Here is a 22,060-nt window from a genome sequence, read left to right on the forward strand (position 1 = left end):
GCGGTGGTGGGTCGGCGCGGAGGAGACCCTCGGCAGGACGCGTCACCTCGCCACCGGTACTCGCACCGGCACGGCCGGGGCGGCCGGGCGGGCCGTCATGGCCTGCGCGCCCAGCGGGCGCAACAGCAGCGCATAGGCGGGCCAGGCCAGCACCGCGACGGCGAGGAACAGCACCTGCACCGGCAGCACCGCGCCGACCAGCGCGACCAGCCCACCGGCCAGGGGCAGTGTGCTCTGGTTCAGCAGCACGATCAGGCTGATGACGCGGCCCCGTTCGGCCGGGGCGATCCAGTGCAGCCGCTCGACCCGGATGAAGACGTTGAACAGCCCGGTCATGCCGAGGCACAGGCCATAGCCGAGCACATACAGCGGGAACAGCGGCGCGACCCCGATGAGAACCACCCCGGCGACGCTGACCAGGAACGACAGCACGCCGATCCGGTAGACGGACAGGCGCCGCAACAGCCACGTCATCGACGCCAGGGTGACGATCGAGAACACCCCGACCGTGATCTGCAGCGTCGCGAAGACCGCGTCGCGCTGGTGGAAATGCCCGACGGTCAGGGGTGCTCCGGTGGCCACGGCGAGACCCACCATCAGGTTGGCGACCATCGTCAGCCCGACCAGGGACAGCAGGATCGGCGCCCCGGCCAGGCTGCGGACGCCGACCCGCAGGTCGCCGAGCACACTGCGCCGCGCGTCCACCGGCACGCCCGCGGCCCGTCCACCCGCGACCGGTCCGCCCGCGGCTGGCACGGCTGGTGCGGCCGTGGCCCGCGCGGCCGTGGCCGGTGTGGCCGGTGCGCCGAGGCCGCGCAGCGCGGCGACACCGCACGCACCCACCGCGAACGCCACCCCGCTCACCCACAGCAGCCGCGTCGGGGACACCCAGAGCAGCATCAGCCCGCCCAGGGCCGGTCCGAAGACCCCGGACCCGCTGTTGATGATCTGCAGCACGCTCTGGGCCTTCGCCAGGTCCTTCTGCGGCACCAGCTGCGGGATGGTCGACTCGAGCGCGATGAACGTCTGGGCGTAGCAGAACGCGCACAGCGCCATGAGCGCCGCGGTCAGCCCGAAGGCATGCCCCGGCCAGCTGGCCAGCGCCAGCGCGGTGAGCAGGCAGGCCACCGCCCGGATGCTGTCGCTGGCCGCGTAGACCCGACGTCCACCGAACCGGTCGGACAGCACCCCGGCCAGCGGAAGGGAGCTCAGCCGCGGCAGCCATTCGACCAGGAACGCCAGGCCCGCCAGCGACACGCTGCCCGTCGCGGTGTAGATGATCAGTGGCACGGCGAACTGGAGCACCTGGTCGCCCAGCGTCGACAGGACGCGGGCGCCCAGGAACACCCGCAGCCGCCAGCTACCCATGACCCCGCCCCGCCCGGCCATCGACGTCGACGTCGACGTCGATCCGTTCCTCGACGGCCTCGCTGAGCCGGTCGAGGCGGTCCAACAGCGTCGCGGCGTCGTCGGCGACCAGGATGATCTGCCCGACGAAGCCGGCGTTGTCCGCGATCTCGGTGCGCACCCGCTGCCCGGGCGCCGCGCGGAGCTCCCCGTCATGCAGCGGGATGCCGAGCTCGTCCGCCACGGCCGCGACGTCCGGGACCGAGGCGACGACGCCGTCCCGCGGCGCGCGCAGCATGCGGATGCCGCTCACCGCCTGGGCCTGCGGCCGGCTGTGCACCACCGCACCCGTGGTCGACCAGCGCAGCCATTCCCGCCAGGGATCGAAGCCGGGGAAGGCGAGCCTGGCCAGGTCCCAGATGTGCATGCCGCCGGGGCGCAGGTTGGTCTCGACCGCCGCCACCCCCTGCTCCAGCAGGAACAGCTCGGTGTGGAACGCCCCGTTGGACGGGGACACCAGCTGCCGGACATGCGCGCCGCCCTGGTCGAGCAGGGCGGTCTGCACCTCGTCCAGCGGCGCCGGCACGATCTGCTGAAACTCGGCGCGGAACCGGCCCGAGGTGGTGCGCTTCTCCGTCAGCCAGCGCGCGCCGCCGACGAAGTCCCAGCTGTACTCGCGGGCGCCGGTCACCAGTGTCTCCACCATCACGCCACGGTCGTGGTAGGGCTCCAGGGCCGCCCACAGGGCCGGGCAGGCGGCGAGGTCCGGCACATGCTGGCAGCCGCGGCTGTTGCCCTCGCTGGTCGGCTTGACGAACGCCGTGCCGCCGAAGCGTGCGACGGCGGCCTCGAACTCGGCCAGCGAGTGGACGACCAGGCTGCGCAGCGGCGTGTAGCCGGTCGGATGGTCGGCGGACGCGGCCTCGACCGCACGGAACCGATGCTTGTCGAGGCCGAGCGCCGCTCGGGCCGGCTCGGCGCCGGGCAGCCCGAACCGCGCCGCCAGGTGCGCCCCCAGCACAACGCCCCGGTCGGAGAACGGCAGCACCCCGATCGGCCGCAGGTCGTGGCGGTCCAGCCGCGCGGCGACCTGCCCGGCCACGGCGGCCGCATCCGGCGGCGGCTCATCCGATCCGTCGTCCAGGCCGGGCCGGCCGGGCTGGTCGAGCTGGTTGAGCTGGTCGAGCTGGTTGAGCTGGTCGAGCTGGTTGAGCTGGTCGAGCTGGTTGAGCTGGTCGAGCTGGTTGAGCTGGTCGAGCGGGCTCAGGGGGGCGGCGATCACGAGGTCGGCGGCGGCGGCGTCCTGCGGCTTCGGCTGGTCCGTGACCAGGACGAGCCGGGCCCGGTACTCCTGGTGGCACAGGTCGCGCAGCTTCGCGACGTCGTAGACGCGGGTGTTGTTGTAGCCGGTGAGGACGAAGCACGCGGTGCTCATACCGGCTCCAGGACGGATGTCTGCGTGCAGATCTCGGCGAGCGTGTCGCGCAGGCCCTCGGCGCTGCCGCGGACCACCCCTGACAGCGGTGTCGCCGCCGCCGCGTAGCTGATCTCGCCGGCCTTGGCCGCGGGGCGGTCGTTGTGCACGTAGGAGACCAGGCGCCCGGCGAAGCGGCCCGGGTCGAAGTCGACGCTGGTGCCCTCGGCGCGGTGGTGCGCCGGGAAGACGAACCAGCCGTACCAGTGCGCCGAGGGCCGGGTGGTGGGCTCGTCGATGTCGCCGTACAGCTGGTGTGCCAGGTCCACCTGGTAGAGGTTGACGCCGGTGCGCAGCTCGAACGTCTCCGCGACGCCGGCGCCGCCGACCCGGCCCGCCGTCTCCAGGAACAGGAACCGGCCGTCGCCGGTCCGGATCAGCTCGAAGTGGAAGGCGCCGTCGCGCTGGCCGAGGACGGGCAGGGTGCGGCGCAGCAGCGCCAGCGCCTCCGGTTCGTCCGGGGTCTGCGCGGAGCCGAGCGGGCTGCCGTGGGCGAAGTTCAGGCAGTCCCCGACGTAGACGCTGCTCGTCACGGTGCGGACGACGCCGTGGCGCAGGTAGCCGTCGAGGTGCCAGATCTGGCCGGGCACGAACTCCTCGACGAACACATCGGACATGTCGGATGTGTTCGATATGTCCGACGCCTTGGATGTGTCGGACGCCTTGGATGTGTCGGACGTCGCCGGGCGTGCGGCGAGGCGGTCGAGGATGTGCCGGGCGTCACCGGTCTCGATGCCGGTGCTGGACGCCTCCAGGCGCGGCTTGATCAGATACGTACCGGTGGCGGGCGGGTTGCGGCGGAAGTCCGCGACGCTCCAGAACGCGGGCTGCGCGATGCCGGCGGCCGCGGCGCGGGTGCGCATCAGCCACTTGTCCCGCAGCGGCGCGATGTCGGCCGGCCGGTCGCCGGGGATGCCGAACCTCTCGCGCAGGTGCGCCGCCGGCAGCAGGTCGTATTCGGAGCGGGCGATCAGCCGGTCCGCGCTGCCGAGCCAGTCGGCGTGCTGGGCGGCCAGCGCGTCGACGTCCACGGTCGGGGTGGTCAGGACACGTCGGCCCGCACCGGCCGGCAGGCCGTCGGTGGTGCCGGTCGCGCTGAGGTAGCGCACGGTGTGGCGGCCGTGGTCGACGGCCAGGTCGTAGCGGATCTTCGCGAACGGGATGCGATGCAGGATGACGATGTTCATGGCCGGTAGCCGATCTCCAGATAGGACTCCGTCTCGGCGACGAAGTCGGCCGGCAGGTCGGGGCCGAGCGCGGTGATGTCCCACAGCGCCTGGCCGACGAAGATCTCCCGATCGACGTGCGGGAGCGTGTCGCCCTCGTGGACGAAGACCTTGTCCTCCAGGACCTCGATCCGGCCCGGCCGGCGGCTCAGCCGGGCGACGTGGCGCCCCGGCTCGCCGAAGAACACCCGGAAGAAGGTCCTGCGCACGCCGTCGCCCGCAGGCTCGCCAGCCGGTGACCGCTCGGCCGTCCGCTGGCCGGCGTCTCCCAGCAGCAGGTCGATCCACCGGCCCATCAGGTCCACACCGCTGTGCAGCCGCGTGCTGGGGACGATGTACGCGCCGCCGATCCGCAGGTTGACCTCGACGATCTCCCAGGTGCCCCGGCTGGTGTACCGGGCCTCGACATGGTGCACGCCGGTGTCCACGCCCAGCGCCTTCAGTGCGAGCGCGATGTGTTCGACGCCGTGCGCGACCACCGCGGCGTCCAGCGAGACGGGCGGGCAGGCGCAGGCGTTCTCGAGCACCGTCCGCCCGGACTCACGCAGGTCGACCTTCTCGTGCACCGCGTGCACCGTCGCCGAGCCGCGCTCGACGCTGACCTCGAAGCTGCATTCCACGCCGTCGATGAACTCCTCGATGAGGAACGACGGGGTGCCCTCGAAGGCGCCGGCGTAGGCGACGTCGCTCGCCGCGCGTTCCCAGAGCCGCTCCAGCTCGGCGGCACCGGTGAGCCGGTCGGCGCGCTGCGCGCCCAGCGAGGCGAACCCGGTGCGCGGCTTGACGAAGTACCGGGACGGGTCGGCCAGGGCCGCGTAGCGCTCCTCGTCGAACGGCCAGGCCGCCACCTGCGACAGGCCGTGCTCACGCAGCTGCCCGCGCATCGTCAGCTTGTCCCGCAGGCCGCGGACGGTCTGTTCGGTCAGGTCAGCGACGCCGAGCGAGCGGTTCGCGTACGCCATCAGCTCCCGGTAGGCGTCCCAGACGGTGATGCAGCCGAGCAGCCGGACGCCGGACGCCGCCAGCCGTGCGAGCTCGGCGTCGACGTCGGCCTGGCGCACGGCGTGGCCGTCGGTGACATGCAGCCCCGCGACCTGCGAGCGCCATTCCGGCGTCCCGGCGTCCTGCGCGGGACGCGACGACAGGACGTAGGGGGTGATCCCGCGCTGGCGCAGGGCCTCGGCCAGCGGCGGCACCATGGTCTTGAGCTGGTGCGCGAGAATGAGAAAGGCAGAATTCCCAGCCATGCCGATAATCCGTTCTCGAGGACGCGGGCCGGGTCGGTGGCAGGTGTGGCGGGGTGGCCGCCGACCCGGCGGGATCAGACTGTGCGCCGGTGTCAGGCCGACTGGAGCTCGGCGGTGCCGAAACGCTGGTAAATGTCCACGAAGAACTGCCTGAGCAGCTCCTGGATCTCGTCGAAGTACCGCTTGATGTCGACGATGTCCTGCTCGCTCTCGACGAAGAGGCTGAGGATGTTCCACATGTCCTGGGTGTGGTCCTCGACGAGGTCCGTGTTCAGGTGTGCGGCCTGGCCGACAATCATGTCCTTGCCGAGCGACGTGCGCATGGCCTTGATCTGCTTCGGGGTGATCTTCTGCGTGGTGTATTCCACCAGATAGCTGTAGCAGATCACGCCGAGCACCTTCTCGTGCTCCGCGACGAAGTACAGGTAGCCGGCCAGCAGGCGGGTGTGGAGATTCGGCTCGGTCGCGAAGATGTCCTCGGCCGAGAGCCCCACCTTCTCGGCGTCCTTCATGAACAGGACGTCGTGCAGCATCTCCTCGTCCTGATAGGCGGCGTAGAGCTTCGCCGCCTCCGCGTTGACGCGGGTGATCTTGTGGAGTGCATAGGACTGCGCGGTGCGCATCAGCCGGATACGCCAGGCGTGCTCGATCAGCGTCTGCCGGTAGTACTGCATATGAATTTCGGTGCCTTCAAGGTGTCTCGCGAACGGTACGGTCGCGTTCCACTCCTCGATCTTCGCGTCCAGGAAGGCGTCGATGTCCTGCTTGGCCCGGGCGCTGTCGGCGCCGGAAAGGAACGGCTTGCGGCGCAGCAGGGCACTGTGGGTGAGGCGGTTCGAGGTCTGCATGTCACTACTCCCGGTGCTGGTAGAAGCTGGTAGAAGCTGGGTTCGGGGGGCGCGCTCAGTTGATCTCGTCCAGGACGGCGTCGCCGTAGGCCCTGCTCTGACAGGCCAGGCGCATCGCCGGGCTCTCTTCGCCGAGGAGCCCGAAGAGCCGTTCCTCCCGGGCCGTTCGCGGCGACAGGTTCTCGCCGCCGCTCACGATCCGTACGACGCAGATTCCACACCTGCCGGATCTGCAGCCGAACGTGATGATGTCGTCCATCTCGATGAGCTCAACACAACCATCGAATTCGACCGTCTCATCGGCATTGACAAATTTCAGACTTGGCATTCGGCACCTCCATGCCGTCCGGTCGGGCGGACAGCCGACCAGCCAGACGCAGAACCGTCGTCGACCACAGTGACTCCTTCAGCGCTCCGGCCCGGTTCCCCCACACCGGGGGGATCCGGCGCCTTCTCTTCGGACAGTCCCGGTGACTACAAGATCTTCTGAACCGATCGCGCCTGCTTCGACATCCGGCAGAACATCACGGTGGATGCCGCGCAAGGAAACACGACAACGCTTGTCAATCCCCTTTGGTGAGCTACCGCAAATATTCTGGAACCACAGCGGCGTTCACCGTCCGGGAGGTTTTCCGTAACCGTCTTTCGGCAGACCTGGATAGCGTCGGCCACCTACACCGAAACCATCCGGTTACCGTTCGGTGACGGGCTACGCGAATTACTTTACGTGCCGCTCCCCGCAACCATCAGCTGACACGGCGTCGCAGGTCTGTCCAGCGCGTGACACGACAGTCCCAACAGAAGCACGATTGGTGGGTTAACAGGCTTGACAGGACACGGAACCGGGCCACCGGAGCGTCACTCTGTCTTTGTGGCGCCCTTTCGGGTCGGGCCGTCGGCCCACCGAGAACGGGCCGGTTCCGGATCCTGTCGTGGGCGCGACGATCCCCCGACGCCTGGTGGCCTCGGGTCACCGTCCACGTCGCCATCGCCATCGCCGGCGCCGGCGCCGTCACCGTCCACGCCCGCCGACCGTTCGCCCCGCAGCGCGTGCACCCGGACAATGGGACGGGGCCGCACATGACGCCTGAAAGACCCGCCGGAGGACACGGAGGACACCATGCCGAAGACCGCTGTCATCACGGGCGGCGCGGGCGGCATGGGGCTCGCGACCGCCCGAATCCTCGGCCGCGACCATCGTGTGGTCATCAGCGACGTCAACGGGCAGCGGCTCGACGACGCCGTCACCGGGCTGAAGGAACTGGGCGTCGAGGCGGACGGCGTCGCCTGCGACATCACCGACCGGGCCGCGGTCACGGCCCTGTTCACCCGCGCCGGCGAGTCGGGACCGGTCACGGCCGTCGTGCACACCGCCGGCGTCAGCCCGCAGATGGGCTCGGCCGACACCATCATCCGGATCAACGCGCTCGGCACGATCCACGTCACCCAGGCCGCGCTGGCCGTGGCGGGCGAGGGCTTCGCGCTCGTCAACGTGGCCTCCATCGCCGGGCACATGCTCCCCGGCTTCCTCATCCCGAAGCGGGCCTACAAGCTGGCCGACGTGGACGTCGAGAGGTTCACCCAGAAGTTGGTCGCGGCCGCGAGCCGCGGCCCGAAGTCGTCACGCCCCGGCTCGGCCTACTCGCTCAGCAAGAACTTCGTCATCTGGTACTCCCAGCGCCAGGCCGCGGCGTTCGGCGCGAAGGGCGCCCGCATCCTGTCCGTCTCCCCCGGCTCGTTCGACACCGCCATGGGCCGGCTCGAGGAGGCCAGCGGCGCCGGGAAGCTCCTCGACCACGCCGCCCTCAAGCGCTTCGGCCGGGCCGACGAGATCGCCGAGCTGCTCGCCTTCTGCGCCGGCGACCGACCCGGCTACCTCACCGGCACCGACATCCTCTGCGACGGCGGGACCAGGGCCGGCCTCACCCTCAAGGGCATGATCGCGATGGCCCGAGGCGTCTGAACGGCCCTGGCGCCGGAGCAGCACGGCGTGGCCGACAGCGGCCGGAAACGGGAGAACACCGACGCTCGTCATGCGACGGCGGGGGTTTCACCGATGGCCTCCTCGATCTCGGACTCGAGGTGCTCGGACTGAAGCTGGTCGCGGTTGCGGCGTACACCGAGCCAGAAGCACAGGCAGCCGCCCGCGAGCCAGCCGAGCAGGACCAGGAGTGGCCGGGTGCTGCCGTGGCCGTCGAAGAGGGCGAGGTCGCGGAGCAGCGTGCCGACCGCCCCCGGCGGAAGGAACTGGCCGAGGGCACCCCAGGGCCTCGGCAGCATCTCGGGCGCACTCGCCAGGCCCGAGAGCGGGTTACCGAGCACGACGAGAGCGACGGCGGCGATCCCGAGACCGAGTCCGCCCAGCAGGTTGCGCAGCCCGAGGACGGTCATGGCCGTGGCGGCCAGCCCGAGCATCGCGCCCGTCGAGGTGATCAGATAGTTGGTGTCGAAGGTCCCGATGACGAACCGGATGACCGCGGTGAGCGCGAAACCGCCCGCAACCGCGAGGCCGAGAGCAGCGGCGACGCGGCGGCCCGGTGTCTGGATGAGGAGCATGATGACGACCGCGCCGATCCAGCCACCCAGCGCCATCGGCAGGGCGCCAGCCGAGAGGCCGGCTCCGTGCGTGTCGTCAGCCGGGAAGGGCCGGACATCCTGGACCGTCGTGGTCGCCCCCCGCGACGAGGCCACGGCGCCGGCCGCCTGCTCAACCAGCTGGGCGGCGGAGTAGCTCGATGCCGAGGCGACCTGCACCCGCACCGTGCCACCCGAGCTGAGGTCGAGGGCGCCGTAGATGTCACGGTGCAGGATCGCGGTCCGGGCCGCGGCGGCGGTCTCGTACCGGGTCACGGTGAAGCCGCGGAGCTGGTCCGCGGCCTGCTCCGCCCCGGCGCCGTCGGCGACGACGCCGATCGGGACACCGTGCGCACCGGTGTTGGACGCCGGGAGCCCGAACGCGAGCAGCAGCACGGCCAGAAGTGCGGTCAGCCCAAGGACAACCGTGACGATCTTGCGTACCGATACCGATACCGACACCGAGGCTGCGGCTGCGGCCGCGGCTGCGGCTGCGGCGCTCACGGCGGGGGCGGTCTCCGACCCGGTCTGGCGGTCATCAACGGGCGCGGCAGGTGGAGTGCTGGCCATGAGACACCTCCATAAGAAACGGATCGTATCTTAATTCAGAAACGTAGCGTATCCTACAGGGCTGTGGCGAAGACAACCAGACGACGTGGCGAGGCCCTGGAGCAGGCGATCCTCGAAGCGGTCACCGCCGAGCTCACCGAGCACGGGTACGCGGGACTCACCTTCGAGGGCGTCGCGGCACGCGCCGAGACCAGCAAGCCCGTGCTCTACCGCCGCTGGCCGACCAAGGCCGAGATGGTCGCCGCAGCCACCGTTCGAGCGAACGCGACGACAATCGTGTCGCCCGACACCGGGAGTCTCGCCGGCGATCTGCTGGCCCTGCTGGAGCAGGTGCGAACGGTCGTCGACGCCAGTGACCGCTCTGTGCTGCTCACTCTGATGGCCGAGCTGCCGCCCTCAGCCGCCGAGTCGTTGCGGGAGCTGCTGGTCGCCCGTGGCACCCAGCTGGTCCAGCCGATCGTCGACCACGCCCGGCAACGCGGCGAGCTCGGCGACGCACACCTGCCCAGCCGTCTGCTGGCACTCCCGATCGACCTCGTCCGCCACGAGATACTCGTGACGGGGACACCGTCCGACGCCGCCCTGCGGTCCATCGTCGACGTCATCCTCATGCCGCTGCTCCGAGCAGCCGCCGGTCACGGCCGGCGGCCCGGCTGACCAGTGCCGGGTGGAACGGCTACGAAGGCGAGGCCGGCGACGGCCGATCCTCTTCGGTGTCCGCGGGGCCGGCGGTGTCGACAGGGCCGGAGGGGCCGGAGAGGGCCGGCGGAGGCTCGCCGACGGGCGCGCCGAGCCGGGCGGCGATGAGCCAGACCAGGGCGGCGATCGTGTCCTGTCGATCCGTCCTGTGCCGGTCGATGGCCAGCACGAGAGCGGTGACGTCCCCGACGCGGACGAGGGCATGGTGGCGGCCCGCGACGTCCGCCGTGCCGGGTGTGGGCTGGTGGCGGCGCCGGCCGCCCAGCGCCAGCAGGAGCCTGCCCGGCGGGCGCCGGCTAGCCCACAGGCTGACCCTGATCAGCACGGTCGGCGCGTGCGGATGACGGATCACCCATTGCCCCCGGCCGTTGCTCCTGACCTCGCCCCCGGGTAGCAGCCGCTCCAGTTCGGCCATGGACAGGAGGTCGCGGAGTGCCACCCAGGCCGGCGGTGGTCCGGGGGCGTGTTCGAGGGTGCTCACCACCCAGGTGGTCTGACCGCTGTGGCGGGTCAGGCGTACCCGGGTGTGGCGTCTCGGCAGGGGGCCGACGAGGCCGCCGATCGGGCGGGCGGGCGTCCGGTCGCCGCGGCCATCGGTTTCGTCAAGGGCAACCCACACTCCGGACGAGTCGGTCCACGAACGCAGCACGTGGCCGACCAGGGTCTCGGAACCAGCGATGTCCGCGTCGGTGGATGTCGACGTGGACATCGACGTCGACGTCGATGGCGATGGCGATGGCTGGTCGATGGTGACGAACCGGGGCGTCCCGCCGCGGGGGGTCCAGGATCCTGTGCTGGATGCGGCAGCGCGGGTGAAGGGAGCGACCGCGGCGGGAGCGCGGCCGAGCGCGGCGGCGTACACGAGTGCGATCCCGAATCGCTCGATCTCGTCCGCGGTGGCTGTCGCCAGCGCGGGTTCGGCGTCGATCGCTCTCGTTGTCCGCTTCACCTGTGCGTTGTGGAGCGAGCGGCGCCACCCGTTCGTCCAGGCGTAGAAAACGCCGGTCACCATCGCGGTCAGCAGCGCTCCCCAGAAGAATCCGTTGAACCAGGCCTGAAAGCGCGAGTTCAGCGTGTTCTCGGTGCGGACCTCGGGGGCGACCCAGAAGTCCGCCTCGATCAGACCGTTGATCATCGCGTAGGTCAGCCCGAACAGGGCGGATGCCACCCAGAGCTTCGTCACCAGCCGCTGATACTGCCGTGGCCGGTGCAGTGCGTCGGCCGTGACCCAGTCGTGCCATTTCTCGCCGTCGGGCTGGGCCTCGGTGAGCAGGACGTCGGCGGGAAGCGGGCCGGCCGCCGTCTCCGCGCTGATGAGATCGAGCACGGTGCTCTCGTGCCCGGCCAGCGGTTTTTCCACGGGTTTGGCTGACCGCTGGACCAGCAGACCATGTCGGGCGTCCCGCGAGATGTGGAGGTAGCCCCGGCGCGCCAGGTCCAGGACGGTCGCCGCGACCGCCGGTCCCCAGAAACTGTCCCTCCATTCGGCTCTTCGCCGGGCGAGTTCCGCCTCCAGCCGCTCCTCCCGTTCGCGCGCCTCCGAGCCCTCGCCGCCATCGGTGTTCATGGAAGGCTCCGGCGGCGCGATCTGCGACGGGGGTGGCCCCCAGCGGAGGCGGAACCACAACACGAGCCGCAAACGCAGGGCCATCAGTTTCAGCCCCAGGACGAACAACGCGAGTGCGGGGCCGGCCAGCACGACATGGCTGACCACCCCGAAGGGGCTCCACGAGGAGAAAGCCTCCGACATGGCGACAACCATGACCGGCACGGGCGAGGCGCGCAATGTCGGCAATATGCCACCGGCGCGTATCCCGCGCATTGATTCCGCGCGTTCGAGGCGACGGCGGAAAAGGCGTCAGTCCTCGCGGCGGGCTTCGAGAACTCCGACGAAAGCCGCAGCGACGAGGGCCACAGCAGGGTCGTTGTCGTCGGCCAAGTGGCGCAGGACTTCCCGCGCGGAGGGTCCCGAAAGCTCGACGATGCGCAGGACGCCCTGCCAGCCGGTGGGCGGCGACGCGTCGATCGCGCGGAGCCGTCGGAGCAGCTCCCGCTCCCGCTCCAGACGGTCCTCGGCCCACCGGATGAGGTCGCTGACCAGGGCGGACGGAGTGAAGGTCGGGTCCCCGAGCACGGCCCCGACCTGCTTGAGCGAGAGCCCGAGGGACCGCAGGCTCTCCACGTGGAAGATCCTGCGGATGTCCTCGGCGGAGTACTCACGGTAGCCGCCGACGGTGCGACCGTTTGGTCGCACCAGCCCAAGGGCGTCGTAGTGCCGAAGCATTCGGGTGTTCACCCCCGAGCAACGCGCCACATCGCCGATCAGCAATCCGCGTCCCCGGCGCCCAGCGCCTCGGCCACCCGGGTGCTCCGCGGGGTTCCGTCTGTCGGGTTGATCGTGACCACCTCCCGCACCGAGTGGACACCTTGACATCGTGTCAAGGTCAAGCCCGCGCACCATCGCCGAAACCGAACCCCGCCTTCCGTCCCCATGCCGAACACCAACCATGACGCCACCAGGACCGCACTATGGCTGGGACGTCCAGGGGTTGACGAGCGTGACGCCCATAGGGGCGAAGTCGGACTCGTTACGCGTGACGAGCACGAGGGCATGGACCTGCGCCGTGGCGGCGATCAGCGCGTCATGGGCGGGGCGCCGGTCAGGCACGTGGAGCCTCGCCGCCGAGTCGGCGACCGACTGGTCGACATCGAGCAGCCGGCCCGCGTAGGCGGGGAGCACGCTGTGGTCCAGCCAGGTATCCAGGACAGCCGCCTGCCGGGCGTCCTGCCGCCGCTTGTTCTTGATACCGGCGCGCAGCTCAAGCAGGGTGATGACCGAGAGGAACGTGTCCGACGGGGTGAGGGTCTCAGCCCAGGCGTTGAATCGGTCATCCCTGCGTTTCGCGGGCTTACGGAGCTCGGAGATGACGTTGGTGTCGAGCAGGAAGCTCACAGGTCGACCTCACGCACCGAGTCCCTCGGCCGCACCGGCTCGAAGTCGATCTCCTCGTCCAGGACGAACGCGTCCCCCAGACTGCCAGCGGTACCGGTGAGCCTCTGGTACTCGGCGAACGACAGCAGGACGTGCGACGGGCGGCCGTGATCAGTGATGATCACAGGGCCACTGGCGGCGGCACGCTTGACGGCGCTCACGTCCCGGTTGAACTCTCGCGAGGACACGATGGCCACCACAACCACCTCCCGGTAGGTACGTACCTACATTACGCGCCGAGCGGCGTTCATGTGCCGGACCGCCGAGCTCAGTTCGCGCTTTGCGGTCTCGACCAGGGTCGCGCGGCCCCCAGCCGGTCGGCGCGCATGGATCCGCAGTCGGGACTGCTCGCCGGCTACCGCCTGCCGGCCTCCGTAGACCCACTGCTGACGACCAGCGACGTGCCGCCACCGCTCGTCCAGTGATGGCCCTCGACCCGGCGGATGCCCAGACCGTGCGGACCGCGACAGTCCAGGTCATGACGGACGTCGAGAGCGATGCGACGCTAGCTGGCACGGGTCAGCGCCGGCGACCGCGCTGGCTCTCGCCCTGGCCACGCTGCCACGGGTGAACCTGCATCGGCCAGCACGTGGCCGCCCTCCCCGCCGCCCGCTCAGGCCGCCGCCCGCCTGCGGCGCCGACTAACGGCGACCCGCCGAGATGCTCCGATCAGTCCGGCCAGCGCCGGCCGGGGTGTTGGCGCCGCCCAGCCGAACAGCAACCGGCTTGCGGGTGTTCCGGTGACCGGAACCGTCACCACAGCAGCGCCGGGCCCGGTCACGACAGCGTCGGTGACGATCACGACGAGGCGCCCCAGCGCCACGAGGTCCAGGATTTCCTCCAGGGGCCGCTGTGGACACCGGTCATCGAAGTTGTCCAGGTCGCGAAGGGTGTCGATGGAGACGGCCGGACAGGCAGCCAGCCGATGGGTGGCGGGGAGCAGCGCGACGGGGCTCTGCGGGCCGAGATCAGTGGTGTGTAGTCCGTCGAGGTCGTCGCTGCTGCACAGAAGCGCTGCTTCGGCCGCGCCGTCGCGCACCAGCCGCGCCTGGTCGTGGGTGAACAGGGGCTCCACCGGCACCCCGGCGGCGTGGTCGTCGAACGTACGCAGGATGGCGGCGAGGAGTGTCGGGTCCTGGCCCGGTCGCACCGCCAGGACCAGAGGGTGCGTGTCGGCGGCCTGGCGCGCCGCGTCGACGGCGCTGTCCATCGCATCGAGCGCGTCACGGCTGGCTTTGAGGAATGCCGTCCCCGCCGAGGTCAGCGCGACCCGTCTGCTGGTGCGCTGCAGCAAGGTCGTTCCGACCCGCCGCTCAAGGCGGCTGATGGCGCGGGACAGCGGTGGCTGCGCCATGCCGAGCCGCTCGGCGGCCCGACCGAAATGCAGTTCCTCGGCGACGGTCACGAAGTACACCAGTTCCCGTGTCTCCAGCCGATCCATACCCTGAAGGTACTGACCGGGAAAAAATCGATCATCGTTTTCCGGCGCCACCCCTGCTGGACTGGCGCCATGACCGACGAACGCGAGATCGACCACGTCATCGCCCGCTATGTGCGGGCCACCGATCACCGTGACAGTGCCGCCATGGCCGCGCTGTTCACCACTGACGCCACGGTCGAGATCCTCGACCGTGGTCCGGACGGCCCACGTGCCCTGGACGCGTTGCACGGTGCGGAGGCAATCGGCCAGGCGGTCGCGGGCATGATGGCCCCGCATCCGCCGTTCGGCTGGACGCATCACACCACCCTCAACCACATCGTGGCCGTCGACGGCGACGACGCGACCCTTGACCTGCACTTCGTCAACTACACCGTGCAGGGCGACGCGGAGCCCCGCTCGGGCTGGCCGGCCGGAGCGGCGGGAGCGCAGGGCAGCATCAGGCCGTTCGAGTCCGGCTACGTCCACAGCCGGCTTCGCCGGCACAGCGATGGCTGGAAGATCCGGCACCACCGGATCATGCATGACCTTCCGTTCGTCATCGCGGGAGCGTGATCCGGCATGCTCGCCGTCCGGCTGACCAGGCCCGACCCGCACGATCCGTTGTCCTCGATCGAAGTCGCCGAGCACCGGCTGCGATCCCTGCCAGCCGGCTGGACGACGGTGACGCTGCGTACGGCGTCTCTGAACCGCAGCGATATCTGGGCCATGCGTGCCACCACCCCGCCCGCCGCCCTGCCGGTGGTCCTCGGTGCCGATGGCGCGGGTGTCGACGAGGACGGCAACGAAGTGATCATCTATCCGATCCTCGCTGACCGGCGGCGCGGGCACGGCGACGAGATGCACGACCCACAGCTGCGGATGCTGTCGCAGGGTGTCGACGGCACGCTGGCCCGCCAGGTCGTCGTCCCCCGCCACAATCTGGTGCCCAAGCCGCCGGAGTTGCCCTGGGAGGCAGCCGCCTCTCTCGGCACCGCCTGGCTCACCGCCTACCGCATGCTGTTCGGGCCGGCCGAAGTCCGACCCGGGGACAGGGTTCTGATCCAGGGAGCCGGGGGCGGCGTGTCGACCGCACTGATCCGCCTGGCCCGGGCCGCCGGCGCCCAGGTCTGGGTGACCAGCACAGATCCCGGGCGCGGTGCCCGAGCCGTCGCCGAACTCGGCGCGCACGCGGCGTTCGCCGTCGGGGAACCGCTGCCCGAGCCGGTGGACGCGGCGATGGACACTGTCGGCGACGCCACCTTCGGGCATTCCCTGCGGTCCCTGCGCCCGGGAGGCCGGCTGGTCACCGCCGGAGCGACGGCCGGCGCGACGACCCAGGTCGACCTCGGTCAGGTGTTCACCCGATCGCTGTCCATCCACGGCAGCGCCATGGGCACACCAGAACAGCTCGCTCGTCTTGCCCGCCTGTGCGCGACCGGATCCGTCGCTCCGGTCATCGATTCCGTCTGGCCGCTCAGCGAGGGCCGGACCGCGATCGCCCGGATGCTCGACGGCGAACACTTCGGCAAGATTGTCATTCGTTGCGATCAGTGACGCGACCACCGGGACGGCCTTTATTGCGGCAGATTCCGCCACCTTTATTCACTGACATCCCGCGAAAGATCGAGGACCAGGCCGCCACCGAAGTGGACCTGGTCGACACCGATCATGGTCAGTACACCGAGACCGACCATCGTCAGGCCGCCGGCAACGAGGAAGGGAAAGAACAGGATGGCCCAGAGGCCCTGGGAAAAGTCCGCGACAAAGACCTGGGTCAGGTCCTGCGGCCGGTAGAAGACTCGGACACGGTCCCCCACGCCGTACTCATTGGCCGTCGCATACAGCACCCTCTCGACCCGCCGCTCACCCCTTCTGGTAACAAATTCCACCGTCGGCGTGTACCGCGTGTAGCGGTCGGGGTCCTCGACCACATCGACGTCGACCACGGTAGCGGTCGCGTAGTTACCCCGGACGCGTAGCCAGATACGTTCCAGAAACGCTTTCATACCGGCGACGGCGTTAAGTACCAGGGCGCAACCAAAACCGATCATGATGATGCATCCGATGACCTTTCCGATCAACCCCATATCGGGATAATAAAAGCCACCGATCGGACGGTGTCCGATTCCGGGCCGGGAAAAGGCCCGACCCACCAGGTGCATCCGATCGCCGGCAGGGAACCGGCCGGCCGTGGCAAGGCCGCCGCGTACCGGGGCGGGCGAGCGGGATGCCAGGACGCCCGCCCCGGCGGCTGATCAGGGCTCAGCCGCCGGCTGTCACCACATCGTCCTCCACCACCTCGTCCTCGCCCACCCCGTGGGAAGCTCCAGCGCTCGCCGGTGTGCCGGGCGCGGCTGTCCCGCGGACGACGGCGAAGGCTGCTTCGGCGAAAGTGATCAGCTCACGGGACAACCGAAGGGCGGCCGATCAGCCGAGCCTGGCGTCGCGGGCGGCCACCACCGCCTGTGCACGGTCACGCAGGCCGAGCTTCGCGAAAATGTGCCGGACATGCGTCTTCACTGTGGCCATGCTGATGAACAACTCGCTGGCGATCTCGGCGTTTGACCGCCCGGCCCCGATCATGGCCAGAACGTCCCGTTCGCGGTCGCTCAGTTCGTCCAGGCCGGCCGGGGGGCGGGGCTGTTCGGGCGGGCGGGTGGCGAAGTGGTCCATCATCCGGGCCAGGACGGCGGGTGCGACGATCGGCTCGCCGGCCTCGGCGCGCCGCACCGCGTCGACCAGTCCTTCCGACGTGACGTCCTTCAACAGGAATCCGACGGCACCCGCGCGCAGGGCGTCCACCACGTTCTGATCCACGTCGAACGTGGTCAGCGCGATGACCCGGGCGTCACCGGCGGCGACGATTCGGCGGGTGGCCTCGGCGCCGTCCATACCGGGCATCCGCAGGTCCATGAGGACGACGTCGGGCCGATACCGCGACGCGGCCCGCACCGCGCTGTCCCCGTCCCGCGCCTCGCCGACCACCTCGATCCCGGCCAGCTCCAGGATCATCCGCAGTCCCTGCCGCACGAGATCCTGGTCGTCGACGATCAGTACGCGGGTCACCGCGGGCCTCCCGCCACCGTTGTGCTCCGTACGCTCGGGTCGGCCTCTCGCACCGCCGGCCCGGCGGTGGAGGTCGGCGATGCCGCTGGCAATGTCACCCGGATCTCGAACAGCCCGTCGTGGACTCGGGACTGGTACGTTCCGCCAAGCAGGTCCGCCCGGTGGCGGATCCCGGAAAGGCCTCGGCCGGGGGCCGGCGGGCGGGTGGGCGCACCTGGGTTCACCGCCTCCAGGCGGACCTCCCTCGCGGTCCAGTTCACGGTGAGGCTGACCCGCTCCCCCGGGGCGTGCCGCCCCGCGTTGGTCAGGCATTCACGCACGATCCGACCGACCGCGAGCGACACGGGCGACTGAGCGGGCCACGGGTCACCGGTGACGACGAGCGTGTTGGCGATGCCCGCGTCCTCGGCGCGGCGAGAGATCTCGGCTACATCCTCCCGGGCGGGCTCTCGGCCGTCCCGACCATCCCGGCCGTCAGGCGCAAGGATGTCGAGGACGGAACGGATCTCCGCGAGTGTCCGGTGCGCGGTGGCCCTGATGGCCTCGACCGGCTCTGCGGCTCGCTCCGGTCTCACCCGCAGCGCGTACGCGGCGGCTTCCGCCTGGATCGCTATCAGTGTCACCTCATGCCCCACCACGTCGTGCAGTTCCTGGGCGATGCGGGCACGTTCGGCGCCGACCGCCGCCTCCTCCGCGTTGAGCCTCTCGCGCCGCAGGTCCTCGGTGAGCCTGGCGAGTTCGGCGTTCTGCCGTCGCAGCCGCGCCACGACCTGCCCGACGCCGACCGGCGCTGCCACCGCGAGCGCACCACCGATGGCGGCGACCGGCGCCTCAGGCCCGAGGAGGGTGCCGACCACCGAGACCGCGCACGCCCACAGGGTCGCCAGCGCGACCGCGGCACGCGGCGTCCCGCGGCTTCCCAGGGCGAAGAACTGAAGGATCACCACCACGTAGCCGAGCACCGGGTATCCCTCGAGCGGGATCAGCCAGAACGCCGACGACACCAGCGCGGACTCGACCGGCCGGCTACGGCGCCAGGCGAGCGGCAGCGTGGAGCCGAGCACATACAACGGGCCCAGCACGCCGCCCGCCATCGGGTAGATCGCCGTCTGCACGAGCCCGGCGAGAGTGAACGCCGCCGCCATGGTGGCGTCCGTCCCGGGCGTCCGGAGCCATCGCGGCAGTCGGTCCTGGGCACGGTCCACGATCGCGAGCGTATGGGCGCGGGGCGGCCGTGGCATCAGCCCCAGGGCTGAAACCCACGTCATCCCGGATGAGCCGCGCGTCATCCCGGGCTGACTCCACGACCAGCCCCTCGGTCGATGTGGGGCCGGGCGCCCGACTCCTACCTTTCTGGTGCCGGCACCAAGGCCGGCGAAACCCGGCTCGATCCGGCTCCGGATGGGCCAGATGAAAGGTGGATCATGACCACGGTCAGCCCTGTTCTGGCTGTTCTGGAGGACACCGCGTCCCGCCGTCACGCCCCGGACCGCGCGAGCGGTGGCCTGCGCTCCACCCACGCCCGCCCCGGCGGCGGCCTGGACGTCGGACGGCTCAGCGCGCGCTTCGGCATCGCCTTCACCGTCTGCCAGCTCGTCGTGATGATCTGTATGGCGGTGTTCGTGCTGCCGCACGGTGGCTCGCCGGAGGACCCGGCGCTCGAACGCGGCACAAACGTGCTCGACGCCGAGACCGCCTACCGGATCGGCAACTACGTGTTCATGATCTCCGGGTCGCTGCTGTTGGGGTTTCTCGGCGTGACACACATGCGCCTGCGCCGGGTGGACGACACCGGCATGCTCGCGACGGTCGCCGTCGCCGCGGGCACCCTGCTGGCCCTCATCTGGCCGTTCGCCGGGGTGCTACACGACATCGCCCTGGAAACGGCGACCACGGGAAGTGACGTGCGGATTCTCGCCGGATGGGACGCGGCCGCGCCGTTCGCGCTGGCGTTCTCGGTGCTGCCGCGGGTGTTCTTCGTCGGCGCGATCCTGCTCGGCCTGCGTGCGCAGGATGTGGCGCCGTGGCTGCGGCGCACCGGCGTCGCGCTGCTGCCGGTCAGCCTCGTCGGCAGCGCCACCCTGGTGGCCAGCGACGTGTTCCCGCTGCTCGCCCTGAGCACGCTCGGCTTCGAACTGTGGGTGGGGGCGCTCGCCTGGCACTGGCTGCGCAAGGGCAGCGACCAGTAGGGACCAGTGAAGTGGCCGCGGCGGTCAGGTCTGCCGGCCTTGACCGCCGCTTCGTCCTTCGGAGCCCGCGACCACCTCTGGCCGCGGGCTCCGACTCGTCAGCCGGACCGCTGCGATCTTCGTGCGGTCGGCGTGCCCGGACGCCTGAGTATCAGGCCTTTCGCCGAGGCCGTCGCATTTCCGAGCAGCCTGGCGCCGGCGTGTGGGGTCAGCCGGCCGCATTGCGGGAATGAGGCGCAAGACACCGGTGTCGAGGCCGTGGCAGTAGATCGGGGGGCAATCGGGGAGGTACCGATGGTGTCGGTAGACAGTGCACGAACCGAACGGGCGGCAGCACTTCTCGCCGAGCAGGAGGCAGCGCTCGCGGCACGGGCGGCGGACAGGACCGAACCACGCCGGGGGAAAATCTCCGTGCTGCAGGAGCCAGGCGGGGTCGCGCGGGCGGACGACCCGACCCGGGTGGCGGCCCGGATCGAGCGGCTGGCCAGATATCACCCGGCTGCGCGGTCGGTCAGTCCGGCCGCGATAGGCGCCGAGGATCCGGCGGCCATCGCGGAGGCGGGCGTCGCCCTGGAGAAGATCATTCTGACGAATGACCTGCTCGGGGTCGACTATCTGGAGAACGGCGTCGCCGCCGCGCGGGCGGTGGGCCGGATCGTCATTCGGGACGCCCGGGGCCGGGAGGTCGGCTTCGGCACCGGGAGCATGGTCTCCCCCGAACTTCTCCTGACGAACCACCATGTTCTCGGCGACACCCGGACAGCCGGGTTGAGCAGTGTCCAGTTCGGCTTCCAGGACGCGCCTGGCGGCCAGCCAGCGGCACCGATGGAGTTCGCGTTTGACCCGGACCGGTTCTTCTGCGCGGACGAGGCGATGGACTTCGCGCTGGTCGCGCTGCGGGCGACCCCGGCCGAGCTGAATCAGTTCGGATTCAACCGGCTGGTCACGGCGGAGGGCAAGGCAATCGTCGGGGACTTCGTCACGATCATTCAGCATCCCGGCGGCGGCAAGAAGCAGATCGCGCTGCGGGAGAACCGGATCGTGGACGTGCTTGACCTGTTCATGCACTACGAGACCGACACGGAACCTGGATCATCAGGGTCGCCGGTGTTCAACGACCAGTGGGAAATCGTCGCGCTGCACCACGCCTCCGTGCCGGCGCCGGACCATGGAGAGCTCGGCGGCATCCTGAACGAGGGAATTCGCATCAGCCGGCTGCTCGCGTCCCTGCGCGACCAGTCCTTCCCCTCGATGCAACAGCCACTCGTCGACCGCCTCTTCGACGGCCGCGGCGGACCGGCTTCCGCGGTAGAAGTCGTGATACCGGTCTTCGGAGGAGCACCCGCTGTCGGACCGATGCTGGTCCCCGAGGCGAGCAGAATCCAGCAGTCAGTGACGCTCACGGTGCCGTCGTTCAACGTCCAGCTGCACGGCGACCTCGCCGGCCCGGTCCTTTCTCCGCCCGCCGAGGAAGCGATCCGGATCGACCCGGACTACACGAGCCGGCATGGCTACGACGAGGACTTCCTGGGAGGCGGCAACCGGGTCGCGCTGCCTGCCCTGCACCCGGACCTGGTGCCGTTGGCGGCGATCAACCGGCGTCCCCTCGGGCAGAGGCCCGCATACGTGCTGCCCTACCACCACTTCAGCGTCGTGCTGAACCGGCAACGCCGGCTGGCGTTCTTCACCGCGGTGAACATCGACGGCGGTAGCGCGGTCCGGCTGCCCCGCGACCAGGACCACTGGTCGTTCGACCCACGCGTGCCAGCGGACGAGCAAACCGGCGAGGAGGTCTACCGCAACAACCCACTGGACCGCGGCCACCTCGTCCGCCGCCTCGATCCCGTCTGGGGGGCCAGCCGAACCCAGGCCAAGCTGGCGAACGACGACACCTTCCACTTCACCAACTGCACACCGCAGCACGCCGACTTCAACCAGAACAAAACCACCTGGCTGGGGCTGGAGGACTACATCCTGGAGAACGCGGACAACCGGAACTTCAAGGTGAACGTCTTCGCCGGTCCCGTCCTCGCCGCCGACGACGACTCCTACCGGGGCGTGCAGCTGCCCCGGCAGTTCTGGAAGGTCGCCGTCATGGTCACGGCGGCTGGCAGGCTGTCGGCCACCGGCTATCTCCTCAGCCAGGCCGACCTGATACGCGGCCTGGAAATCACACCGGAGACCTTCTCCTACGGAGCCTACAGAACCTACCAGGTACCCCTTCGGCGCATCGCGGCACTCACACGGCTCTCCTTCGGCACCCTCACCGAGGCCGATCCCCTGGATCGGCTGGAAACAACCGAGGCCGCCCGGGAGATCACCGACCTTCACCAGATCGCCCTTTGACGGAGATTGTTCTCGCGGCCGCCCTTCGCCTGTGGGGCGGCCGCCCGGAGTCAGGGCCGGGG

At 70.3% G+C, this 22,060-nt stretch carries 20 protein-coding genes and 1 pseudogene; 6 read left to right on the forward strand and 15 right to left on the reverse strand.

Annotated elements, in window-relative coordinates:
• Nucleotides 1-42: 42 nt before the first annotated feature.
• The 6 genes from ACG83_RS29490 to ACG83_RS29515 all read right to left on the reverse strand — a co-directional run bounded on the left by ACG83_RS29490 (nucleotide 43) and on the right by ACG83_RS29515 (nucleotide 6,401).
• A complete protein-coding gene (locus ACG83_RS29490) occupies nucleotides 43-1,368 on the reverse strand; it encodes an MFS transporter (RefSeq protein ID WP_054569647.1) in 1,326 nt (441 codons plus the stop codon).
• On the reverse strand, nucleotides 1,361-2,782 hold the full coding sequence (locus ACG83_RS45550) for a biotin carboxylase (protein WP_054569493.1): 1,422 nt from the start codon (nucleotides 2,780-2,782) through the stop codon (nucleotides 1,361-1,363). Before ACG83_RS45550 ends, ACG83_RS29490 begins: the two co-directional genes overlap by 8 nt.
• On the reverse strand, nucleotides 2,779-4,008 hold the full coding sequence (locus ACG83_RS29500) for an acetyl-CoA carboxylase biotin carboxylase subunit family protein (RefSeq protein WP_054569494.1): 1,230 nt from the start codon (nucleotides 4,006-4,008) through the stop codon (nucleotides 2,779-2,781). Before ACG83_RS29500 ends, ACG83_RS45550 begins: the two co-directional genes overlap by 4 nt.
• Nucleotides 4,005-5,294, reverse strand: a complete 1,290-nt coding sequence (locus tag ACG83_RS29505; RefSeq protein WP_054569495.1) for an acetyl-CoA carboxylase biotin carboxylase subunit family protein — start codon at nucleotides 5,292-5,294, stop codon at nucleotides 4,005-4,007. The genes ACG83_RS29500 and ACG83_RS29505 overlap by 4 nt, the downstream gene beginning before the upstream one ends.
• Before the next feature lie 92 nt (nucleotides 5,295-5,386).
• A complete protein-coding gene (locus ACG83_RS29510) occupies nucleotides 5,387-6,142 on the reverse strand; it encodes an iron-containing redox enzyme family protein (protein ID WP_054569496.1) in 756 nt (251 codons plus the stop codon).
• 55 nt (nucleotides 6,143-6,197) lie between these two features.
• Entirely contained in the window at nucleotides 6,198-6,401 is a 204-nt protein-coding gene (locus tag ACG83_RS29515) for a 2Fe-2S iron-sulfur cluster-binding protein (RefSeq protein ID WP_235498268.1), read from the reverse strand.
• An 861-nt stretch (nucleotides 6,402-7,262) separates the two neighbouring features.
• Between ACG83_RS29515 and ACG83_RS29520 the strand changes: the two genes are divergently transcribed.
• Nucleotides 7,263-8,105, forward strand: coding sequence for an SDR family oxidoreductase (locus ACG83_RS29520; RefSeq protein ID WP_054569497.1), 843 nt, complete (start codon nucleotides 7,263-7,265; stop codon nucleotides 8,103-8,105).
• Nucleotides 8,106-8,173: 68 nt separating this feature from the next.
• Here the strand turns inward: ACG83_RS29520 and ACG83_RS29525 are convergent, their stop codons facing one another.
• A complete protein-coding gene (locus ACG83_RS29525) occupies nucleotides 8,174-9,286 on the reverse strand; it encodes a hypothetical protein (protein ID WP_063793235.1) in 1,113 nt (370 codons plus the stop codon).
• Between the two features lie 63 nt (nucleotides 9,287-9,349).
• On the opposite strand from ACG83_RS29525, the gene ACG83_RS29530 reads away from it, so the two are divergent.
• Nucleotides 9,350-9,943, forward strand: a complete 594-nt coding sequence (locus tag ACG83_RS29530) for a TetR/AcrR family transcriptional regulator (RefSeq protein ID WP_054569498.1) — start codon at nucleotides 9,350-9,352, stop codon at nucleotides 9,941-9,943.
• Between the two features lie 19 nt (nucleotides 9,944-9,962).
• On the opposite strand, the gene ACG83_RS29535 is transcribed toward ACG83_RS29530, so the two are convergent.
• From ACG83_RS29535 to ACG83_RS47795, 5 genes and pseudogenes are all read right to left on the reverse strand, one after another.
• Nucleotides 9,963-11,735, reverse strand: coding sequence for a DUF2207 domain-containing protein (locus tag ACG83_RS29535; protein WP_235498269.1), 1,773 nt, complete (start codon nucleotides 11,733-11,735; stop codon nucleotides 9,963-9,965).
• Nucleotides 11,736-11,882: 147 nt separating this feature from the next.
• Nucleotides 11,883-12,314: pseudogene (locus tag ACG83_RS29540) on the reverse strand (MerR family transcriptional regulator); the annotation flags it as partial.
• 198 nt (nucleotides 12,315-12,512) lie between these two features.
• The gene (locus tag ACG83_RS29545) at nucleotides 12,513-12,938 is read right to left on the reverse strand and encodes a type II toxin-antitoxin system VapC family toxin (protein WP_054569499.1); all 426 of its coding nucleotides are present in this window, start codon (nucleotides 12,936-12,938) and stop codon (nucleotides 12,513-12,515) included.
• On the reverse strand, nucleotides 12,935-13,183 hold the full coding sequence (locus ACG83_RS29550) for a type II toxin-antitoxin system Phd/YefM family antitoxin (protein WP_054569500.1): 249 nt from the start codon (nucleotides 13,181-13,183) through the stop codon (nucleotides 12,935-12,937). The genes ACG83_RS29545 and ACG83_RS29550 overlap by 4 nt, the downstream gene beginning before the upstream one ends.
• Before the next feature lie 407 nt (nucleotides 13,184-13,590).
• Nucleotides 13,591-14,391: a LysR family transcriptional regulator gene (locus ACG83_RS47795; RefSeq protein WP_304438447.1), complete on the reverse strand. Its 801-nt coding sequence runs from the start codon at nucleotides 14,389-14,391 to the stop codon at nucleotides 13,591-13,593.
• 96 nt (nucleotides 14,392-14,487) lie between these two features.
• Here ACG83_RS47795 and ACG83_RS29560 point away from each other — a divergent pair, with 96 nt between their 5' ends.
• Together ACG83_RS29560 and ACG83_RS29565 are read left to right on the forward strand one after the other, a co-directional pair.
• Nucleotides 14,488-14,970: a nuclear transport factor 2 family protein gene (locus ACG83_RS29560; protein WP_054569502.1), complete on the forward strand. Its 483-nt coding sequence runs from the start codon at nucleotides 14,488-14,490 to the stop codon at nucleotides 14,968-14,970.
• Between the two features lie 6 nt (nucleotides 14,971-14,976).
• Nucleotides 14,977-15,951, forward strand: a complete 975-nt coding sequence (locus ACG83_RS29565) for a zinc-binding dehydrogenase (protein WP_054569503.1) — start codon at nucleotides 14,977-14,979, stop codon at nucleotides 15,949-15,951.
• Between the two features lie 44 nt (nucleotides 15,952-15,995).
• Here ACG83_RS29565 and ACG83_RS29570 read toward each other — a convergent pair whose 3' ends face one another.
• The 3 genes from ACG83_RS29570 to ACG83_RS47085 form a co-directional block, all read right to left on the reverse strand.
• Nucleotides 15,996-16,550, reverse strand: coding sequence for a DUF3592 domain-containing protein (locus tag ACG83_RS29570; protein WP_161934806.1), 555 nt, complete (start codon nucleotides 16,548-16,550; stop codon nucleotides 15,996-15,998).
• A gap of 274 nt (nucleotides 16,551-16,824) precedes the next feature.
• On the reverse strand, nucleotides 16,825-17,463 hold the full coding sequence (locus tag ACG83_RS43025) for a response regulator transcription factor (protein WP_235498272.1): 639 nt from the start codon (nucleotides 17,461-17,463) through the stop codon (nucleotides 16,825-16,827).
• Nucleotides 17,460-18,608: a sensor histidine kinase gene (locus ACG83_RS47085; RefSeq protein WP_158230764.1), complete on the reverse strand. Its 1,149-nt coding sequence runs from the start codon at nucleotides 18,606-18,608 to the stop codon at nucleotides 17,460-17,462. The genes ACG83_RS43025 and ACG83_RS47085 overlap by 4 nt, the downstream gene beginning before the upstream one ends.
• Before the next feature lie 279 nt (nucleotides 18,609-18,887).
• On the opposite strand from ACG83_RS47085, the gene ACG83_RS29585 reads away from it, so the two are divergent.
• Both ACG83_RS29585 and ACG83_RS29590 read left to right on the forward strand, forming a co-directional pair.
• Entirely contained in the window at nucleotides 18,888-19,652 is a 765-nt protein-coding gene (locus ACG83_RS29585) for a hypothetical protein (protein ID WP_054569506.1), read from the forward strand.
• Nucleotides 19,653-19,946: 294 nt separating this feature from the next.
• A complete protein-coding gene (locus ACG83_RS29590; RefSeq protein WP_054569507.1) occupies nucleotides 19,947-21,998 on the forward strand; it encodes a DNA/RNA non-specific endonuclease in 2,052 nt (683 codons plus the stop codon).
• Nucleotides 21,999-22,060 lie beyond the last annotated feature (62 nt).

Source organism: Frankia sp. R43 (assembly GCF_001306465.1).
Classification (GTDB): Bacteria; Actinomycetota; Actinomycetes; order Frankiales; family Frankiaceae; genus Parafrankia; species Parafrankia irregularis.

Bases quoted from the DNA above. Each gene is read 5' to 3' on its own strand.
- ACG83_RS29515 (WP_235498268.1), bottom strand. From the start codon at position 6,401: ATGGACGACATCATCACGTTCGGCTGCAGATCCGGCAGGTGTGGAATC.
- ACG83_RS29535 (WP_235498269.1), bottom strand. From the start codon at position 11,735: ATGTCGGAGGCTTTCTCCTCGTGGAGCCCCTTCGGGGTGGTCAGCCAT.
- ACG83_RS29520 (WP_054569497.1), top strand. From the start codon at position 7,263: ATGCCGAAGACCGCTGTCATCACGGGCGGCGCGGGCGGCATGGGGCTC.
- ACG83_RS29590 (WP_054569507.1), top strand. From the start codon at position 19,947: ATGGTGTCGGTAGACAGTGCACGAACCGAACGGGCGGCAGCACTTCTC.
- ACG83_RS29500 (WP_054569494.1), bottom strand. From the start codon at position 4,008: ATGAACATCGTCATCCTGCATCGCATCCCGTTCGCGAAGATCCGCTAC.
- ACG83_RS47085 (WP_158230764.1), bottom strand. From the start codon at position 18,608: ATGGCGGCGGCGTTCACTCTCGCCGGGCTCGTGCAGACGGCGATCTAC.
- ACG83_RS29505 (WP_054569495.1), bottom strand. From the start codon at position 5,294: ATGGCTGGGAATTCTGCCTTTCTCATTCTCGCGCACCAGCTCAAGACC.
- ACG83_RS29560 (WP_054569502.1), top strand. From the start codon at position 14,488: ATGACCGACGAACGCGAGATCGACCACGTCATCGCCCGCTATGTGCGG.
- ACG83_RS29585 (WP_054569506.1), top strand. From the start codon at position 18,888: ATGACCACGGTCAGCCCTGTTCTGGCTGTTCTGGAGGACACCGCGTCC.
- ACG83_RS29490 (WP_054569647.1), bottom strand. From the start codon at position 1,368: ATGGGTAGCTGGCGGCTGCGGGTGTTCCTGGGCGCCCGCGTCCTGTCG.
- ACG83_RS29525 (WP_063793235.1), bottom strand. From the start codon at position 9,286: ATGGCCAGCACTCCACCTGCCGCGCCCGTTGATGACCGCCAGACCGGG.
- ACG83_RS29565 (WP_054569503.1), top strand. From the start codon at position 14,977: ATGCTCGCCGTCCGGCTGACCAGGCCCGACCCGCACGATCCGTTGTCC.
- ACG83_RS45550 (WP_054569493.1), bottom strand. From the start codon at position 2,782: ATGAGCACCGCGTGCTTCGTCCTCACCGGCTACAACAACACCCGCGTC.
- ACG83_RS29510 (WP_054569496.1), bottom strand. From the start codon at position 6,142: ATGCAGACCTCGAACCGCCTCACCCACAGTGCCCTGCTGCGCCGCAAG.